Below are 18,207 nucleotides of genomic sequence, written 5' to 3' on the forward strand. Positions count from 1 at the left end.
GGCCTCGCACGCGTCGGCGGGCCGGCCGCGCCTGCGGCACCGGAGGTGTCGGTGCCGTCCGGCACACTGGTGGCGTGCCGCCCCGTCCGTCGTCCCGCTCGTCCGCGCGCTCGTCGTCCTCGGGGCGGGGTGGGCGCGGCTCCGCGCCGGCCGGTGTGCCCTGGACGCAGGCGGAACCGGCTCCCGTGGTGCTCGTCTCCGGACCCGAGGAGCTCCTCGCGGAGCGTGCCGCCGAGCGCGTCGTGGCACGCGTGCGGGAACGTGACCCGGACGTCGAGGTCGCGCGCGTGGACGCCGCGCAGTACACGGCGGGGGAGCTGGCCGTCCTGACGAGCCCGTCGCTGTTCGCGGAGGGCAAGGTCGTCCTCGTCGAGGGCGTCGAGCGGGCCGGCGACGCGCTGCTGCTCGACGCGGAGGCGTACCTGGCCGCACCCGTGCCGGACGTCGTCGTCGTCCTGCGCCACGCGGGCGGCCAGCGCGGCAAGCGGCTGCTCGACGCGGCACGCGCCGCGTCCGTGCCGACCGTCACCTGCGAGACCGTGAAGTCGGACGCCGACAAGGCTGCCTTCGTGCAGGACGAGCTCGCGCGAGCTGGCCGTCGCGCCGACGCCCGAGGTGTGCGCGCGCTGGTCGACGCCGTGGGCTCGGACCTGCGCGAGCTCGCGGCCGCGTGCGCGCAGCTGGTCGCCGACACCACGGGCCTGATCGGCGAGGAAGCGGTGCAGCGGTACCACGGCGGCCGGGTCGAGGCGACCGGCTTCCAGGTCGCCGACGCGGCGGTCGCCGGTGACGCCGGCCGAGCGGTCGCGCTCCTGAGGCACGCGCTGGCGACCGGGCTCGACCCGGTCCCGGTCGTGGCCGCCCTCGCGGCGCGGCTGCGCACCCTGGCGAAGGTGGGAGCCGTGCGGGGGCGCGGTGCGGCGGCGGCCCGGGAGCTCGGGATGGCGCCCTGGCAGGTCGACCGCGCGGCGGCCGACCTGCGGCGGTGGACGCCCGAGGGGCTGGCCACCGCGATCTCCGCGGTCGCGCAGGCGGACGCCGAGGTGAAGGGCGAGGGGCGGGACGCCCGGTTCGCCGTGGAGCGTGCCGTGCTGCGCGTCGCGGCGGCCGTCGAGCGCTGACGGTGCCGCGGCGCCACGCGGGGGCGTCAGCGGTCGGCGTCCGCCGAGCCGTGCGCCGTCGCGCTCACCGTCCGACGAGCCGCGCCCCGGCGCGGTCGAGGACGCCCGCCCGCTCGATGAGGTTGCCCTGGAAGAGGGTCAGCCCGAGGTCCCGCGCGTGCCGCAGCGTCTCCTGGGTCTCGACGTACTCGGCGACGAGCAGGGCGCCGAACGAGCGGGCGACACCCACGACGGGGTGCCCCTCGACGTCGAGGTCGCGCACGTCGATCTTCACCACGTCCGCGAGGGGGAGCAGCCGCCGCTGGTCGGGCCGGTCCACGAAGGACGGCAGGGCCACGCGGAACCCGCGCTCCCGCAGGCGGCGGATCCCGGCGAGCACCTGGCCGTCGACCTCCGTGGCGCTGCTGACCTCGATCACGAGCCGGTCCGGCCGCGCCGGCAGCTCGAGCTCGCCCACGAGGTGCGCCCGGGGGCAGCGCACGAACAGCAGACGCCCGTGCGCGACGCTCTCCAGGTCGGCCCGGCCGAAGGTCGCCCGCAGCACGTGCTCGGTCGCGCGCTCGTGGTCGCGCCGGCCCCAGCCGCGTGCGACGTCGGCGTGGTGGCCGGGCGCGCGGTAGGAGAACTGGTAGCCGAACGGGCGGCCGTGTGCGGTGTAGATCCCCTGCCGGGCGACGAGCACGGGACGGCGCGCCACGTGCTCCTCCCACGCGCGCCGCAGCTCGCGGGGGATCGCCGCGTCGACCGCAGCCCCCAGCTGCGCGAGCGCGGACTCGCCGGCATCGGGTGTCATGGCGACTATGACACCACAAGTCTCACCGTGTGATCACCCTTCCCCAGGGTGGAATCGACGGATCCGCCGGTCAGCCGTCCGCGCGGTTCACGCGGGTCCTCCCGGTGTGTCACCCTTGCCGCGACGCCCTCGGCCTGGCGAGGGCGTCGAAGTCCCCGCCCAGGCGCCGAGCCCTGACAGGAGAACGACATGAAGTCCGTCGCCAGCGCCCTCGCCGCTCTCGTGATCGCCGGATCCCTCGCCGCAAGCGTCCCCGCGGTCACCGCGTCGTCGGTGTCGCTCAACGGCGGTGCCAGCGGCTGCTGCAAGGACGCCGTCTGACCGGAGCACCCGCCGGCGGGGCGCCCGCGACGTCGCGAGGCGCCCCGCCGGGTCCTGCCCTGCGTCCCTGCCGACGCGCCGTCGACTCGCCGCTGTGAAGGTCTGGCGCCGAGCGGCGTCACACGTACAATGACTTGCCATGTCGACCATCGGTGACCGCGTGCGCGAGGCACGCCTGGCGGCCGGGCTGTCCCAGACGGCCCTCGCCGGGAACGCGTTCTCGCCCAGCTACATCTCCCTCATCGAGGCCGGGCACCGGGAGCCCACGGACGCGGCACTGACCGTCCTGGCCGAACGGCTCGGCACCACCCTCGAGTTCCTCAAGCACGGCGACGACGGGCCCAACGAGGCGCGTACCCGCCTCGAGCTGGACTACGCGCGTCTCGACCTCGCGAGCGGCGACCCGGCCGGCGCGGTCCACCGCATCAAGTCCCTCGACCTGGCGGTCGTCACGCCGACCCTGCGCTCCGAGGCGCTGACCACGCTCGCGCGTGCGCACGAGATGAGCGGCGAGCTCGAGGCGGCCATCACGATCCTCGAGCCGCTGCTCGCCGAGACCCAGGGGCGCAACGACCAGCTGCGCGCGGCCGTGCTGACGACCGCGCTCGTGGGCTGCTACCTGGAGGCGGGCGACCTGCACCGCGCGGTCGAGGTGGGCGAGCGCACGCTGTCCGACCTCGACCAGGCGGACCTCGTCGGCACCGACGAGCACCTGCGCCTGGCGTCCACGGTCCTGTGGGCGTACGTCGAGCGCGGGGACCTGATGTACGCGACGCACCGTGCCGCCGAGCTCGTGCGTCTCGCGGAGTCCCTCGGCACGCCGCGCGGGCGCGGGTCGGTGTACTGGAACGCGGCACTCGTGGCCGAGCAGCGCCGCGACTACGAGCTGGCGCAGCGCTACACGGAACGGGCCCTGGCGCTGCTCTCGGAGGGGGAGCCGGACCGCGACCTGCCGCGCCTGCGTGTGAACTACGCGTGGCTCCTGCTGCGCTCGGAGCCGGCCGACCCGCGTGCGGCGCTCGAGCAGATCGACCAGGCCGAGCCGGGCCTGTCGGCGGTGGGCTCGACCCTCGACGTCGCACGCCTGCAGGTCGAGCGCTCGCGCGCGCACCTGCTGCTCGGGACCCGGAGGCCGCGGAGGCCGACGCCCGCGCTGCGCTCGCCGCGCTCGGGGACGCCCCGCGCCTCGAGGCCGCGACCGCCCACCTCGCGCTGGGGGACGTCCTCGACGCCCGCGGCGACCAGGACGGTGCCGCCGCGGCGTACCGGTGGGGCGCGGACATGCTCGGGATGATGGCGGCGACCCGCCACTCCGCGGGCGTGTGGCGTGAGCTCGGGGACCGCTACCTGCGACGCGGGGACGTGGACGAGGCGGCGCGCGCGTACGACCGGGCGCTGCGGGAGGCGGGCTTCCAGCCGTCGCTCCCGACGGGGATCCCGCACCAGACCTGGTCGCTGGGCTGACGGCCGGCGACCACACGCGACGAGGGCGTCACCCCCGCGGGGTGACGCCCTCGTGCGTCGACGTGCTGTGCGGCTGAGCCGGTGCGGTGCGCCGGCCGGCCTGCGGGACGTCAGAGGCCGTTGACGGACTTCGCCAGCGCCGACTTGCGGTTGGCCGCCTGGTTGGCGTGGATGACGCCCTTCGACACGGCCTTGTCGAGCTTGCGCGTCGCGACGACGAGCGCCGCGGCAGCGGCGTCCTTGTCACCGCCGGCGACCGCCTCGCGGACGCGACGGATGTACGTCTTCAGCTCCGACTTGACGGCCTTGTTGCGCAGGCGCGCCGTCTCGTTCGTGCGGATGCGCTTGATCTGGGACTTGATGTTCGCCACGTGTGGACTCTCTGGTGTGGTCGCCGAAGCGATCTGACAGGTCGTAGAGGGCGTGCGCAGCGCCGGGACTGGGGCGTGGGGACACCCGCGGGGAACGGCCTGCGCTGGTGCCCGCCGACCCGGGCGGACACGCGGATCAGGATCCTACCAGCCGTGCAGGCGAGCGGCGGCACGGGCCACCCGTTCGAACACCGAGCGGTCGAGCGCGGCACCCTCGCGGCGCACGGCGTGCGCAGGCAGGCGCAGCACGCGGTCGAGCCGGACCTCGCTCGGCCGGCGCCGCGCGTCCCACCCGCCGGTGCCGACGTCGGTCCACACCCGCCCGTGGCGGGCCTCGTCCGCGGCGTCGCGGTCGTGGTCCTGGCTGCTGAGCATGAGCGCCACGAGCGTGCGCCCCTCGCGCGCGAGGACGAGCACCGGACGGTCCTTGCCGCGCGCGGGGTCGTCCTCGTAGGGGACCCACGCCCACACCACCTCGCCGGGGTCCGGGTCACCGTCCGCGGCAGGGGCGTAGGTCGGGCGCACCGGCCCGGGCGTCGCCGCGCTCCGGCCCCGGCGGGCGGTGCCCGGCGCGCGCGGCGTCCGGCGTGCCGGTCGGAGCACCCCTCGTGCGACGGCCCGAGCACGGACGTCCAACGGCGCGGGCTCACGGGCGCCGAGCGTAGCGGGCGTACCCCGGGCACGGGTCCGGCGCAGCCCGTCCGCCGCCCCGTCGGCACGGCGCCGTGCCGTAACGCGGCGGTGACACGGCGGGGCTAGATTCGCGGCCATGGCGGACCTGTTCGACGACTACCCGGCAGGGCCGGCCTGGGACGAGATGATCGGCCCCGACGGCGACGTCCACGCCGCCTACCGCAACGTGCACGCGGCGCTCGCGCAGCTGTCCGACGGCGAGCTGCGCGCCCGAGCCGAGACGCTGGCCCGCTCGTACCTGACGCAGGGCGTCACGTTCGACTTCGCGGGGGAGGAGCGCCCCTTCCCGCTCGACGTCGTGCCGCGCGTCCTCGGAGGGGACGAGTGGGAGCACGTCGCGCCGGGGGTGCAGCAGCGGGTGCGCGCGCTCGAGGCGTTCCTCGCGGACGTGTACGGCCCGCAGAAGGCCGTCGCGGACGGCGTCGTCCCGCGGTCGGTCGTCGTCTCCTCGACGCACTTCCACCGGGCGGCGCGGGGCGTCGAGCCGCCGAACGGCGTGCGCGTCCACGTGTCCGGCATCGACCTCGTCCGGGACTCGCTCGGCGGGTGGCGCGTGCTGGAGGACAACGTGCGCGTGCCCTCCGGGGTCAGCTACGTGCTGTCGAACCGGCGCGCCATGGCGCAGACGTTCCCGGAGCTGTTCACCACGCTGCGCATCCGCCCGGTCGCGGACTACTCCCGGCGCCTGCTCGCGGCGCTCATCGCCGCGGCGCCGGCGGGCGTCGACGACCCGACCGTCGTCGTCCTGACCCCGGGCGTCTACAACAGCGCCTACTTCGAGCACACCCTGCTGGCCCGCACGATGGGCGTCGAGCTCGTCGAGGGCCGTGACCTGTACTGCGCGGGCGGGCGCGTCTGGATGCGCACGACGCAGGGGCGCCGGCGGGTGGACGTCATCTACCGGCGGGTCGACGACGAGTTCCTCGACCCCGTGGCGTTCCGCTCCGACTCGCTGCTCGGGTGCCCCGGGCTCATGACGTGCGCGCGGCTCGGCACGGTCACGCTCGCGAACGCGGTGGGCAACGGCGTCGCGGACGACAAGCTGCTGTACACCTACGTGCCGGACCTCATCCGCTACCACCTGGGCGAGGAGCCGATCCTCCCGAACGTCGACACGTGGCGGCTCGAGGACCGCGGTGCGCTCGAGGAGGTGCTCGACCGGCTCGACGAGCTGGTCGTCAAGCCCGTCGACGGGTCCGGCGGCAAGGGGCTCGTGGTCGGGCCGACGGCGTCCCCGTCCGAGCTCGACGCGCTGCGCGCCCGGCTGCGGGAGGACCCGCGGGGGTGGATCGCGCAACCGGTCGTGCAGCTCTCGACCGTCCCGACGCTCGTCGAGGACGGTCTGCGCCCCCGGCACGTGGACCTGCGCCCGTTCGCGGTGAACGACGGCGAGTCGGTCTACGTGCTGCCGGGCGGGCTGACGCGCGTGGCGCTGCCCGAGGGGCAGCTGGTCGTCAACTCCTCCCAGGGCGGTGGCTCCAAGGACACGTGGGTGCTCGGGGGCGCGTACCGCGCCGCGCGCAGCAGCACGGGCAGCAGCAGCCGCAGCCCGTCGCGCAGGACGCGTCCGTGCCGATCGACTCCAGCCCCCAGGACGCCCGCGTGCAGGTCATGCAGCAGCAGCAGCAGGCGACGGGCGGTGGGACGTGCTGAGCCGGATCGCCGAGTCGCTGTTCTGGATCGGTCGGTACGTCGAGCGGGCGGACGACACCGCGCGTCTGCTCGACGTGCACGTGCAGATCCTCCTGGAGGACCCGTGGGCGGAGGAGGACGCCGCCTGCCGCTCGCTGCTGTCGGTCATGGACCGTCCGGCGCCGCCGCCCGACGTGGACGTGGGCCGCGAGCACGTGCTCGACGTCCTCGCCTACGACCGGTTCTCCCCGTCGGCGATCGCGGGCGCGCTCGTCGCGGCCCGCGAGAACGCCCGGCGCGCGCGCGAGATCGTCTCCACCGAGCTGTGGGAGTGCCTCAACGCGACGTGGAACCAGCTCCCGACGCACATGCGGCCCACCCGCCCGCACGACTACTTCACGTGGGTGCGGGAGCGCGCCGCGATCGTCGCCGGGATCATGGACGGCACGACGTCGCGCGACGAGACGTGGTCCTTCATGGTGCTCGGGCGCTCGATCGAGCGGGCCGACATGACAGCCCGGCTCCTGACGACACGCGCGCTCGCGGGCTCCGCCGGGCCCGGCTGGACCACGCTGCTGCGCTCGTGCGGTGCGCACGAGGCGTTCCTGCGCACGTACCGCGGCACGGCGCCGGACGAGCGGGCGGCCGGCTTCCTGCTGCTGGACCGGCTGTTCCCACGGTCGATCGTGTCGGCCCTCAACCAGGCCGAGGCCTGCCTGACGGCGCTGGAGCCCGTCGCCGACCGCGTGGGCGTCGACGACGCCCGCCGCCACCTCGGCCACGTCCGTTCGAACCTGGAGTACCGCCCGCTGATGGAGATCCTCGACGACCTGCCGCGCGAGATGGAGCTCGTCCAGCGGGCGTGCTCCGCGGCGTCCGACTCGGTGCGCGGCCGGTACTTCCCGACGGGTGCGGAGCTGACGTGGGTCGGGGAGGCGCTGTGAGCCGGCTGCACGTGGTGCACACGTCGACGTTCCGGTACGCGCAGCCGGTGCAGGCGTCGTACAACGAGGCCCGCATGACGCCGCTGTCGCAGCCCGGGCAGCAGGTGCTGTCGTCGCGCCTGGAGGCGCAGCCGCACACCTGGTCCCACGAGTACCGCGACTACTGGGGGACGCACGTCACGGCGTTCGAGGTGCTCGCACCCCACACGGGCCTCGTGCTGACGGCCGAGCACGTCGTGGAGGTCGCGCCGCGCCCGTCGCGCTCGCTGGACGTCGGGTGGGACCTGCTGCACGGAGCCGAGGTCCGGGACCGGTTCGCCGAGCTCCTGGCCGACGGTCCGACGACGACCGTGCCGGACGAGGTCGTCGCCCTGGCGCGCGCCGCCGCGGACGGGCTCGCGCCCGCGGCCGCCGCCGAGGCGGTGTGCCTCGCCGTGCGCGACGGGCTCGAGTACGTCCCCGGCGTGACGACGGTGCACACGCCGGCGGCGGAGGCGTGGGCGCGCCGCACGGGTGTGTGCCAGGACATGGCGCACCTCGCCCTCGGGGCGCTGCGCTCGGTGGGCATCCCGGCGCGGTACGTCTCGGGGTACCTGCACCCGGACGCGAGCGGCGAGATCGGGCGCACGGTCACCGGCGAGTCGCACGCGTGGGTCGAGTGGTGGACCGGGGAGTGGTGCGGCTTCGACCCCACGAACCGGGTCGCCGTGGGGGAGCACCACGTCGTGCTGGGGCGGGGCCGGTCCTACGACGACGTGCCGCCGCTGCGCGGCATCTACGCCGGTCCGCCGACCGAGGACCTCGTCGTGCAGGTGCGCATCACGCGCGAGGCCTGACCTGCGGCGTCGCGGCTCGTGCGGCCGTCAGGGGGTCGTGCGCTCGGCGAGCATGTGGTCGAGCGCCTCCCGGCTGCCCTGCACGCGCACGCCGCCGTCGTCCGCCCCGCGGCGGCGCCACAGCAGCAGCGCGAGCTGCTCGGCCGGTCCCGCGACGACGACGTCGGGCTCCGTGGACACCTCCGGCGCCGCCTCGAAGGTCCACGCGCGGGCGACGTCCTCCGCCTCGACACGGACCCGCACGGGCAGCGGCGCCATGCGGCCCAGCCGGACCTGGCGGGGCTGCATGACGGTGACGAGCTCGTCGACGGTGTCCGCCCAGAGTGCCGCGGGCGACGGCGCGGGCACGCCCGCCGCCGTGCGCAGGTCCCAGAGGTGCACGAGCGTCTCGTGCACCTGCCGGCGGTGCCAGAACGCCACCGGTCCCGGCCCGACGAGCGTGCTGGTCGTCGCGTCGGGGTCCAGCGCGCCGAGCGTCTCGCGCAGCTCCCGCGCGCACCCGTCGTACAGCTCGTCGAGGACGAACGGACCGCGCCCGAGCGGCACCTCCCGCGTGCGCGCCGCCTGCGCCGCCGCCCAGTGGTGGATCCGCGCGAGGTGCACGACGAGGTGGCGCACCCGCCACCGCCCGCACCAGGGCACGCGCGCCTCCGGGTCCGTCCGCCGGGCGGCGTCGAGGAACCGCGCCTGCAGGTCGGCGAGCAGATCGAGGTAGGTGGCGTCGACCCCGGGCGGGCGCGGAGCGGCACCCGCGGGGACGGGTGGGGCCGACAGGTCGCTCGTCATGGGAGCATGGTGGTACCGACCCCTGACACCGAGCCAGACCCCGCGCCCGGTGCCGTCGGACCCAGACGAACCCTCGTGCCGGACGCGGCACGGACCAGAACCGGGAGCTGAGAGAGCGCGTGTCCCCGATCCCGAGCGCCGCCGCCGCGGCTCGCATCGCCCCGGCGGCGACGACGCCCGAGCTGCTGCGCAACTTCTGCATCATCGCGCACATCGACCACGGGAAGTCGACCCTGGCCGACCGCATGCTGCAGCTCACGGGCGTCGTCGAGGCGCGCGCCATGCGCGCGCAGTACCTCGACCGGATGGACATCGAGCGCGAGCGCGGCATCACGATCAAGTCGCAGGCCGTGCGCATGCCGTGGGAGGTCGACGGCACGCCGTACGCGCTCAACATGATCGACACCCCGGGGCACGTGGACTTCACGTACGAGGTCTCGCGCTCCCTCGCCGCCTGCGAGGGCGCGGTGCTGCTGGTCGACGCGGCGCAGGGCATCGAGGCGCAGACGCTCGCGAACCTCTACCTGGCGCTCGAGAACGACCTGCAGATCATCCCGGTGCTGAACAAGATCGACCTCCCCGCCGCCCAGCCGGAGAAGTACGCCGAGGAGCTCGCGGGGCTCGTGGGCGGCGAGCCCGAGGACGTCCTGCGCGTCTCGGGCAAGACGGGCGAGGGCGTCGAGGCGCTGCTCGACCGGATCGTGCGCACCGTGCCCGCGCCCGTGGGTGTCGCGGACGCGCCCGCCCGCGCCATGATCTTCGACTCCGTGTACGACACCTACCGCGGCGTCGTGACCTACGTCCGCGTGGTCGACGGCCGGCTGGACCCGCGCGAGCGCATCGCGATGATGTCGACGCGCGCCACCCACGAGCTGCTCGAGATCGGCGTCATCTCGCCCGAGCCGGTCCCGACGAAGGGGCTCGGCGTCGGCGAGGTGGGCTACCTCATCACGGGCGTGAAGGACGTGCGCCAGTCGAAGGTCGGCGACACCGTCACCAACCAGGCGAAGCCGGCGACCGAGGCGCTCGGCGGCTACTCCGACCCCAAGCCCATGGTCTTCTCGGGCCTCTACCCGATCGACGGCTCGGACTACCCGGCGCTGCGCGACGCGCTCGACAAGCTGAAGCTCAACGACGCGGCGCTCAACTACGAGCCCGAGACGTCGGTCGCGCTGGGCTTCGGGTTCCGCGTCGGGTTCCTCGGCCTGCTGCACCTGGAGATCATCCGGGAGCGCCTCGAGCGCGAGTTCGACCTCGACCTCATCTCGACCGCACCGAACGTCGTGTACGAGGTCGTGCTGGAGGACCGCACGCGCGTCGAGGTCACGAACCCCAGCGAGTTCCCGGGCGGCAAGATCCGCGAGGTGCACGAGCCGGTCGTCAAGGCCACGATCCTCGCCCCGAGCGAGTTCATCGGCGCGATCATGGAGCTCTGCCAGTCCAAGCGCGGCGACCTCAAGGGCATGGACTACCTGTCCGAGGACCGCGTCGAGATGCGCTACGTCCTGCCGCTCGCCGAGATCGTCTTCGACTTCTTCGACCAGCTGAAGTCGCGCACGCGCGGGTACGCCAGCCTCGACTACGAGCCCCTGGGCGACCAGGTCGCCGACCTCGTCAAGGTCGACATCCTGCTGCAGGGCGAGCAGGTCGACGCGTTCAGCGCGATCGTCCACAAGGACAAGGCGTACGCGTACGGCGTCATGATGACGGCGAAGCTCAAGGAGCTCATCCCGCGCCAGCAGTTCGAGGTGCCGATCCAGGCCGCCATCGGCTCGCGGATCATCGCCCGCGAGACCATCCGCGCGATCCGCAAGGACGTCCTCGCCAAGTGCTACGGCGGCGACATCACCCGCAAGCGCAAGCTGCTGGAGAAGCAGAAGGAGGGCAAGAAGCGCATGAAGACGATCGGCCGGGTCGACGTGCCGCAGGAGGCCTTCATCGCCGCGCTCTCCTCGGACGGTGCGGGCTCCGGTGGCGGCAAGGACGCGAAGGACGCGAAGAAGAAGTGACGGTGCGGGCATGAGCCCGGCCCTGCCCGAGGGCGACGTCCCGCCGCCCGACGGTGCGCTGCCGGCGTCGGTCGTGGCGCGCTCGGCGGGCCGCGCGTTCGGCGTCTACCTGCACGTGCCGTTCTGCGCCGTGCGGTGCGGCTACTGCGACTTCAACACCTACACGGCGACGGAGCTCGGCGGTGGCGCGAGCCTGGCCGCCTACGCGTCGACGGCGCTCGAGGAGATCGCTCTCGCCGACCGCGTGCTGCGGGGGGCCGGTCTCCCGGCCCGGCAGGTGTCGACCGTGTTCGTGGGTGGGGGCACGCCCACGCTGCTGCCGGTCGACGACCTCGTGCGGATGCTCGACGGCGTGCGAGCGACGTGGGGCCTGGCACCGGGAGCCGAGGTGACGACGGAGGCGAACCCGGACTCGGTGACGCCCGACGGCCTGCGCCGGCTCGCCGCGGCGGGGTTCACCCGGGTGTCCTTCGGCATGCAGTCGGCGGTGCCCCACGTCCTCGCGACCCTCGACCGCACGCACGACCCGCGGCGCGTCCCCGACGTGGTGCGCTGGGCCAGGGACGCGGGCCTGCGCGTGTCGCTCGACCTGATCTACGGGACGCCGGGCGAGACCCTGGACGACTGGCGCCGCAGCCTCGAGGTCGCGCTCGCCACCGGGGTCGACCACGTCAGCGCGTACGCGCTGGTCGTGGAGCCGGGCACCCGCATGGCGGTCCAGGTCCGCCGGGGCGAGCTGACCCTCCCCGACGAGGACGACCAGGCGGCGAAGTACGAGCTCGCGGACGAGCTGCTCACGGCCGCCGGCCTGCGCTGGTACGAGGTGAGCAACTGGGCGCGCACGCCCGCGGACGCCTCGGCCCACAACCTCGGGTACTGGCGGGGCGACGACTGGTGGGGCGTGGGCCCGGGCGCGCACAGCCACGTCGGCGGCGTGCGCTGGTGGAACGTCAAGCACCCGCGCGCGTACGCGGACCGCCTGGCGTCCGGGCGCAGCCCCGCCGCCGGCCGTGAGGTCGTCGACGCGGGGACGGCGGCGCTCGAGCACGTCATGCTCGGGGTGCGCATCGCCGAGGGCCTGCCCATCGGCGAGCTCGCGCCGCCGGCACGGGCCGCCGTCGCGGGTCTGGTCGCCGACGGCCTCGTCGACCCGCGTGCGGCCCTGGGCATCGACGGGACGCGGCGCGTCGTCCTGACCCGCCGCGGACGGCTGCTCGCCGACGCCGTGGTCCGCACGCTCGCGGCCTGACGGCGGCACGGCGCGAGCACCTCGTCCGGGCCGCAGCCCGGGCGGTGCGCGGACGCGCCGAGGTCGCCGTGCTCGGGGCGAGGGGCAGAACCGGCGCGGGGACCGCGTGACAGCCATCACCGTCCGGGCCTGGGAATGGATCCGCGCTGGGTCCGGTTGAGAGTCGTGAGGGCAGCGCGACGGCCCCGGCGAGCACCTCCGCGAGCAGGGCGGACCGCGTGACCGTGGTCACCGGCGGCAGGGTTTGCGTGGGGGGCTGGGTTCGCGTAATGTTCTCTAGGCCCGCCCGGCAGGGAGGCACGGACACCGTGATGGTGGCCGGTCCCGCGGAGCAGGGCACAACCCCGGTTCGGATCACCCAGGCGCTGTGCGCGTCGGGGTGTGAGGTGCGGGTGGGTCGTTTCTTGCGTGTGCTGGTCGTTTCGGCGGTCGGGGTGCGGGGAATGGCCTGGTAGCGTGGAAATCGTTGCTGGAGAGGGAATTGTGTCGGCCGTTACGGCGGTCGGGGCGAGGAATTCTTCTGGTACGGTGGAAACACAACGGCAGTCCTGCTGGAAACGGTCACCTCGGTGGTCGGGGAAAGCGTAAGGGTCTGCTAGGGTGGATGAGCCTCCTGCGGGAAGCCCGAGAGGGTGGATCGAGGATGAGCGTCTGTTCCTTGAGAACTCAACAGTGTGCCAAGTAGTCGATGCCATTTGTTTGGTGTCGAGCCCAGATCGTGATCCGCGTCCCCGTGGTGATGGTCTGGGGTAGAGACCAGTTTCGGCCCTGCTTCGTGTGGGGTTTCTTTGTGTGTCTGTTGCCTGCCGGGTTCGCCTGGTGGGTGGCGTGTGACATTTACGGAGAGTTTGATTCTGGCTCAGGACGAACGCTGGCGGCGTGCTTAACACATGCAAGTCGAACGGTGAAGGTCAGCTTGCTGACCGGATCAGTGGCGAACGGGTGAGTAACACGTGAGCAACCTGCCCTCCACTCTGGGATAAGCCTTGGAAACGAGGTCTAATACTGGATACGAGGCGCCCGGGCATCTGGAGCGTCTGGAAAGATTTATCGGTGGGGGATGGGCTCGCGGCCTATCAGCTTGTTGGTGGGGTGATGGCCTACCAAGGCGACGACGGGTAGCCGGCCTGAGAGGGCGACCGGCCACACTGGGACTGAGACACGGCCCAGACTCCTACGGGAGGCAGCAGTGGGGAATATTGCACAATGGGCGCAAGCCTGATGCAGCGACGCCGCGTGAGGGATGACGGCCTTCGGGTTGTAAACCTCTTTCAGCAGGGAAGAAGCGCAAGTGACGGTACCTGCAGAAGAAGCGCCGGCTAACTACGTGCCAGCAGCCGCGGTAATACGTAGGGCGCAAGCGTTGTCCGGAATTATTGGGCGTAAAGAGCTCGTAGGCGGTTTGTCGCGTCTGCTGTGAAAACCTCAGGCTCAACCTGGGGCTTGCAGTGGGTACGGGCAGACTAGAGTGCGGTAGGGGTGACTGGAATTCCTGGTGTAGCGGTGGAATGCGCAGATATCAGGAGGAACACCGATGGCGAAGGCAGGTCACTGGGCCGCAACTGACGCTGAGGAGCGAAAGCATGGGGAGCGAACAGGATTAGATACCCTGGTAGTCCATGCCGTAAACGTTGGGCACTAGGTGTGGGGTCCATTCCACGGATTCCGTGCCGCAGCAAACGCATTAAGTGCCCCGCCTGGGGAGTACGGCCGCAAGGCTAAAACTCAAAGAAATTGACGGGGGCCCGCACAAGCGGCGGAGCATGCGGATTAATTCGATGCAACGCGAAGAACCTTACCAAGGCTTGACATGCACCGGTAACACTCAGAGATGGGTGCCCCGCAAGGTCGGTGCACAGGTGGTGCATGGTTGTCGTCAGCTCGTGTCGTGAGATGTTGGGTTAAGTCCCGCAACGAGCGCAACCCTCGTCCCATGTTGCCAGCGGGTTATGCCGGGGACTCATGGGAGACTGCCGGGGTCAACTCGGAGGAAGGTGGGGATGACGTCAAATCATCATGCCCCTTATGTCTTGGGCTTCACGCATGCTACAATGGCCGGTACAAAGGGCTGCGATACCGCGAGGTGGAGCGAATCCCAAAAAGCCGGTCTCAGTTCGGATTGGGGTCTGCAACTCGACCCCATGAAGTCGGAGTCGCTAGTAATCGCAGATCAGCAACGCTGCGGTGAATACGTTCCCGGGCCTTGTACACACCGCCCGTCAAGTCATGAAAGTCGGTAACACCCGAAGCCGGTGGCCCAACCTCTTTGAGGGGGGAGCCGTCGAAGGTGGGACTGGCGATTAGGACTAAGTCGTAACAAGGTAGCCGTACCGGAAGGTGCGGCTGGATCACCTCCTTTCTAAGGAGCATCTGGCACGTGCCTGCGCCTGTCATGGGTGTGGGTGGGTGTCCAGGCCCATGCCTCCACCGCCAGTGTGTGGGGGTGGTGCTCGAGGGTGGAACGTCGACTACGGCCGGCTTCGCGCTGGCAGATGGCCTAGTACGCCTCGTCGTGCTGCTGGGGAGCTTGTCTTCCTGGGGGTGTGGTGGGGGAGGGAACGGTTGGTCTGCTGGTGGTGGGGTCGGCCTGGCACGCTGTTGGGTCCTGAGGGAACAGCCCGCTTGTCGGGGTGTTGCTTCGGGGTCGCGAAGGTCTGCTGCTGCGGGTCCTGGTCCTGGTGTTGTGCCGGGGTGGGGGTCGGGTGGTGGGCTGGGTGGGCCTTCGGGTCTGTCGGTGGGTGTCGAACCGCCTGTGCACGCCAGTGGTGTGTGGGGGTAGGCGTGCCTGGTGCCGGCGGGGTCCGGTGGTTGCTTGAGAACTGCACAGTGGACGCGAGCATCTTTGAATGATCTTTGTGGTCAAGTTTATAAGGGCACAGGGTGGATGCCTTGGCACCAGGAGCCGAAGAAGGACGTAGTAGCCTGCGATAAGCCTCGGGGAGTTGGCAAACGAACCGTGATCCGAGGATGTCCGAATGGGGAAACCCCGCCACAGTCATGTGTGGTGACCCGCACCTGAATATATAGGGTGCGTGGAGGGAACGCCGGGAAGTGAAACATCTCAGTACCGGCAGGAAGAGATATTCCGTGAGTAGTGGCGAGCGAAAGCGGATCAGGCCAAACCGTGCGTGTGTTCAAGCCGGCAGGCGTTGCACGTGCGGGGTTGTGGGACCCGTCAGCTGATACTGCCGTGTCAGCAGGGAGTCAGAAAGTCGCGTCATAGTCGAAGGGCATTGAAAGGCCCGGCACAGAGGGTGGTACCCCCGTAGACGAAATGGCGTGGCCTCCCGATGGGGATCCCAAGTAGCTCCGGGCCCGAGAAACCCGGAGTGAATCTGCACAGACCACTGTGTAAGCCTAAATACTACCTGGTGACCGATAGCGGACAAGTACCGTGAGGGAAAGGTGAAAAGTACCCCGGGAGGGGAGTGAAATAGTACCTGAAACCGTGTGCCTACAATCCGTCGGAGCCTCCTTAGCAGGGGTGACGGCGTGCCTTTTGAAGAATGAGCCTGCGAGTTAGTGGTACGTGGCGAGGTTAACCCGTGTGGGGAAGCCGTAGCGAAAGCGAGTCCGAACAGGGCGTGTCAGTCGCGTGCTCTAGACCCGAAGCGAAGTGATCTAGCCATGGGCAGGGTGAAGCGCGGGTAAGACCGCGTGGAGGCCCGAACCCACCAGGGTTGAAAACCTGGGGGATGACCTGTGGTTAGGGGTGAAAGGCCAATCAAACTTCGTGATAGCTGGTTCTCCCCGAAATGCATTTAGGTGCAGCGTCACGTGTTTCTTGCCGGAGGTAGAGCTACTGGATAGCCGATGGGCCCCACCAGGTTACTGACGTTAGCCAAACTCCGAATGCCGGTAAGCCAGAGCGTGGCAGTGAGACTGCGGGGGATAAGCTCCGTAGTCGAGAGGGAAACAGCCCAGACCACCAGCTAAGGCCCCTAAGCGTGTGCTAAGTGGGAAAGGATGTGGAGTTGCACAGACAACCAGGAGGTTGGCTTAGAAGCAGCCACCCTTGAAAGAGTGCGTAATAGCTCACTGGTCAAGTGATTCCGCGCCGACAATGTAGCGGGGCTCAAGCACACCGCCGAAGCTGTGGCATTCACACATCGTGACAAGCCTTCGTGGTTCAGTCGTGTGGATGGGTAGGGGAGCGTCGTGTGGGCGGTGAAGCCGCGGGGGAACCCAGTGGTGGAGCCCACACGAGTGAGAATGCAGGCATGAGTAGCGAAAGACGGGTGAGAAACCCGTCCGCCGAATGACCAAGGGTTCCAGGGCCAGGCTAATCCGCCCTGGGTAAGTCGGGACCTAAGGCGAGGCCGACAGGCGTAGTCGATGGACAACGGGTTGATATTCCCGTACCGGCGAAGAACCGCCCATACCGAGCCCGGTGATGCTGACCGTCCGAGCCGGTGCACCGTCCCTTCGGGGACACCGCACCGGGGAGCACGGGACCCGAACCGGTAGTAGGTAAGCGTGTTAACAGGGGTGACGCAGGAAGGTAGCCCAGCGTGGCGATGGTAGTCCACGTCCAAGGCCGTAGGGCGAGGTGCAGGCAAATCCGCACCTCACGTAGCCTGAGAACCGACGGGTACCGCGTATGCGGGAAATGGGTGATCCTATGCTGCCAAGAAAAGCCTCGACGCGAGGTTCTAGCCGCCCGTACCCCAAACCGACTCAGGTGGTCAGGTAGAGAATACCAAGGCGATCGAGAGAATCGTGGTTAAGGAACTCGGCAAAATGCCCCCGTAACTTCGGGAGAAGGGGGCCTCAAGCGTGTACCGGTTCGCCCGGGAAGCGTGGAGGGCCGCAGAGACCAGGGAGAAGCGACTGTTTACTAAAAACACAGGTCCGTGCGAAGTCGCAAGACGATGTATACGGACTGACGCCTGCCCGGTGCTGGAAGGTTAAGAGGACGGGTCAGCACGCAAGTGCGAAGCTCAGAATTTAAGCCCCAGTAAACGGCGGTGGTAACTATAACCATCCTAAGGTAGCGAAATTCCTTGTCGGGTAAGTTCCGACCTGCACGAATGGCGTAACGACTTCTCCGCTGTCTCAACCGCGAACTCGGCGAAATTGCACTACGAGTAAAGATGCTCGTTACGCGCAGCAGGACGGAAAGACCCCGGGACCTTTACTATAGCTTGGTATTGGTGTTCGGTGCGGCTTGTGTAGGATAGGTGGGAGACTGTGAAGCCGGCACGCCAGTGTCGGTGGAGTCATCGTTGAAATACCACTCTGGTCGCTCTGGACATCTAACCTCGGTCCGTGATCCGGATCAGGGACAGTGCCTGGTGGGTAGTTTAACTGGGGCGGTTGCCTCCTAAAATGTAACGGAGGCGCTCAAAGGTTCCCTCAGCCTGGTTGGCAATCAGGTGGCGAGTGCAAGTGCACAAGGGAGCTTGACTGTGAGACTGACAGGTCGAGCAGGGACGAAAGTCGGAACTAGTGATCCGGCGGTGGCTTGTGGAAGCGCCGTCGCTCAACGGATAAAAGGTACCCCGGGGATAACAGGCTGATCTTGCCCAAGAGTCCATATCGACGGCATGGTTTGGCACCTCGATGTCGGCTCGTCGCATCCTGGGGCTGGAGTAGGTCCCAAGGGTTGGGCTGTTCGCCCATTAAAGCGGTACGCGAGCTGGGTTTAGAACGTCGTGAGACAGTTCGGTCCCTATCCGCTGCGCGCGCAGGAAACTTGAGAAGGGCTGTCCCTAGTACGAGAGGACCGGGACGGACGAACCTCTGGTGTGCCAGTTGTTCCGCCAGGAGCACGGCTGGTTGGCTACGTTCGGAAGGGATAACCGCTGAAAGCATCTAAGCGGGAAGCCTGCTTCAAGATGAGGTTTCCACGCCCTTCGGGGTGAGAGGCTCCCAGATAGACCACTGGGTAGATAGGCCGGATGTGGAAGGCAGGACCAACGACTGCCGCAGCTGACCGGTACTAATAAGCCGACAACTTGACACACTTCATTCTTTGCTACGCGTCCA

Annotated in this window: 12 protein-coding genes, 2 rRNA genes and 1 pseudogene; 11 read left to right on the forward strand and 4 right to left on the reverse strand. The window is 70.0% G+C overall.

Annotated elements, in window-relative coordinates:
* Positions 1–185 precede the first annotated feature (185 nt).
* Entirely contained in the window at positions 186–1,121 is a 936-nt protein-coding gene (gene holA, locus GC089_RS06845) for a DNA polymerase III subunit delta (RefSeq protein WP_370514083.1), read from the forward strand.
* 64 nt (positions 1,122–1,185) lie between these two features.
* On the opposite strand, the gene GC089_RS06850 is transcribed toward holA, so the two are convergent.
* Entirely contained in the window at positions 1,186–1,914 is a 729-nt protein-coding gene (locus GC089_RS06850; protein WP_155376991.1) for an EAL domain-containing protein, read from the reverse strand.
* Positions 1,915–2,103: 189 nt separating this feature from the next.
* On the opposite strand from GC089_RS06850, the gene GC089_RS19620 reads away from it, so the two are divergent.
* From GC089_RS19620 to GC089_RS18970, 3 genes are all read left to right on the forward strand, one after another.
* The gene (locus GC089_RS19620) at positions 2,104–2,235 is read left to right on the forward strand and encodes a hypothetical protein (protein WP_255449048.1); all 132 of its coding nucleotides are present in this window, start codon (positions 2,104–2,106) and stop codon (positions 2,233–2,235) included.
* Positions 2,236–2,374: 139 nt separating this feature from the next.
* Positions 2,375–3,529 (forward strand): helix-turn-helix domain-containing protein, encoded by a 1,155-nt coding sequence (locus GC089_RS06855; protein WP_230685123.1) that lies wholly within the window; start codon positions 2,375–2,377, stop codon positions 3,527–3,529.
* Positions 3,529–3,699: a tetratricopeptide repeat protein gene (locus GC089_RS18970; RefSeq protein WP_155376992.1), complete on the forward strand. Its 171-nt coding sequence runs from the start codon at positions 3,529–3,531 to the stop codon at positions 3,697–3,699. The genes GC089_RS06855 and GC089_RS18970 overlap by 1 nt, the downstream gene beginning before the upstream one ends.
* A gap of 110 nt (positions 3,700–3,809) precedes the next feature.
* Here GC089_RS18970 and rpsT read toward each other — a convergent pair whose 3' ends face one another.
* Together rpsT and GC089_RS06870 are read right to left on the reverse strand one after the other, a co-directional pair.
* The gene (rpsT, locus tag GC089_RS06865) at positions 3,810–4,070 is read right to left on the reverse strand and encodes a 30S ribosomal protein S20 (RefSeq protein ID WP_136519549.1); all 261 of its coding nucleotides are present in this window, start codon (positions 4,068–4,070) and stop codon (positions 3,810–3,812) included.
* 144 nt (positions 4,071–4,214) lie between these two features.
* Positions 4,215–4,595 (reverse strand): type II toxin-antitoxin system PemK/MazF family toxin, encoded by a 381-nt coding sequence (locus GC089_RS06870; protein ID WP_370514084.1) that lies wholly within the window; start codon positions 4,593–4,595, stop codon positions 4,215–4,217.
* Positions 4,596–4,839: 244 nt separating this feature from the next.
* Between GC089_RS06870 and GC089_RS18385 the strand changes: the two are divergent.
* The 3 genes and pseudogenes from GC089_RS18385 (at position 4,840) to GC089_RS06880 (ending at position 8,175) form a co-directional block, all read left to right on the forward strand.
* Positions 4,840–6,416: pseudogene (locus GC089_RS18385) on the forward strand (circularly permuted type 2 ATP-grasp protein).
* The gene (locus GC089_RS18390; RefSeq protein WP_196250850.1) at positions 6,410–7,339 is read left to right on the forward strand and encodes an alpha-E domain-containing protein; all 930 of its coding nucleotides are present in this window, start codon (positions 6,410–6,412) and stop codon (positions 7,337–7,339) included. The pseudogene GC089_RS18385 and the gene GC089_RS18390 overlap by 7 nt, the downstream one beginning before the upstream one ends.
* Positions 7,336–8,175, forward strand: a complete 840-nt coding sequence (locus GC089_RS06880; protein WP_196250851.1) for a transglutaminase family protein — start codon at positions 7,336–7,338, stop codon at positions 8,173–8,175. Before GC089_RS18390 ends, GC089_RS06880 begins: the two co-directional genes overlap by 4 nt.
* 27 nt (positions 8,176–8,202) lie before the next feature.
* On the opposite strand, the gene GC089_RS06885 is transcribed toward GC089_RS06880, so the two are convergent.
* Positions 8,203–8,961 carry a maleylpyruvate isomerase family mycothiol-dependent enzyme gene (locus GC089_RS06885; RefSeq protein WP_155376995.1) on the reverse strand — a complete coding sequence of 253 codons (759 nt, stop codon included), beginning with the start codon at positions 8,959–8,961 and terminating at the stop codon, positions 8,203–8,205.
* Between the two features lie 119 nt (positions 8,962–9,080).
* Here GC089_RS06885 and lepA point away from each other — a divergent pair, with 119 nt between their 5' ends.
* The 4 genes from lepA (at position 9,081) to GC089_RS06905 (ending at position 18,184) form a co-directional block, all read left to right on the forward strand.
* Complete coding sequence (gene lepA / locus GC089_RS06890) at positions 9,081–10,970, forward strand: translation elongation factor 4 (RefSeq protein WP_155376996.1); 1,890 nt, start codon at positions 9,081–9,083, stop codon at positions 10,968–10,970.
* Positions 10,971–10,980: 10 nt separating this feature from the next.
* Entirely contained in the window at positions 10,981–12,219 is a 1,239-nt protein-coding gene (gene hemW, locus GC089_RS06895; RefSeq protein ID WP_155376997.1) for a radical SAM family heme chaperone HemW, read from the forward strand.
* An 836-nt stretch (positions 12,220–13,055) separates the two neighbouring features.
* A 16S ribosomal RNA gene (locus tag GC089_RS06900) occupies positions 13,056–14,578 on the forward strand.
* Positions 14,579–15,076: 498 nt separating this feature from the next.
* Positions 15,077–18,184 (forward strand): 23S ribosomal RNA (locus GC089_RS06905).
* The 16S and 23S rRNA genes sit together here, the layout of an rRNA operon.
* The last annotated feature ends 23 nt before the right edge of the window (positions 18,185–18,207 follow it).

The sequence above is a fragment of the Cellulomonas sp. JZ18 genome (assembly GCF_009720485.1).
Classification (GTDB): domain Bacteria; phylum Actinomycetota; class Actinomycetes; order Actinomycetales; family Cellulomonadaceae; genus Cellulomonas.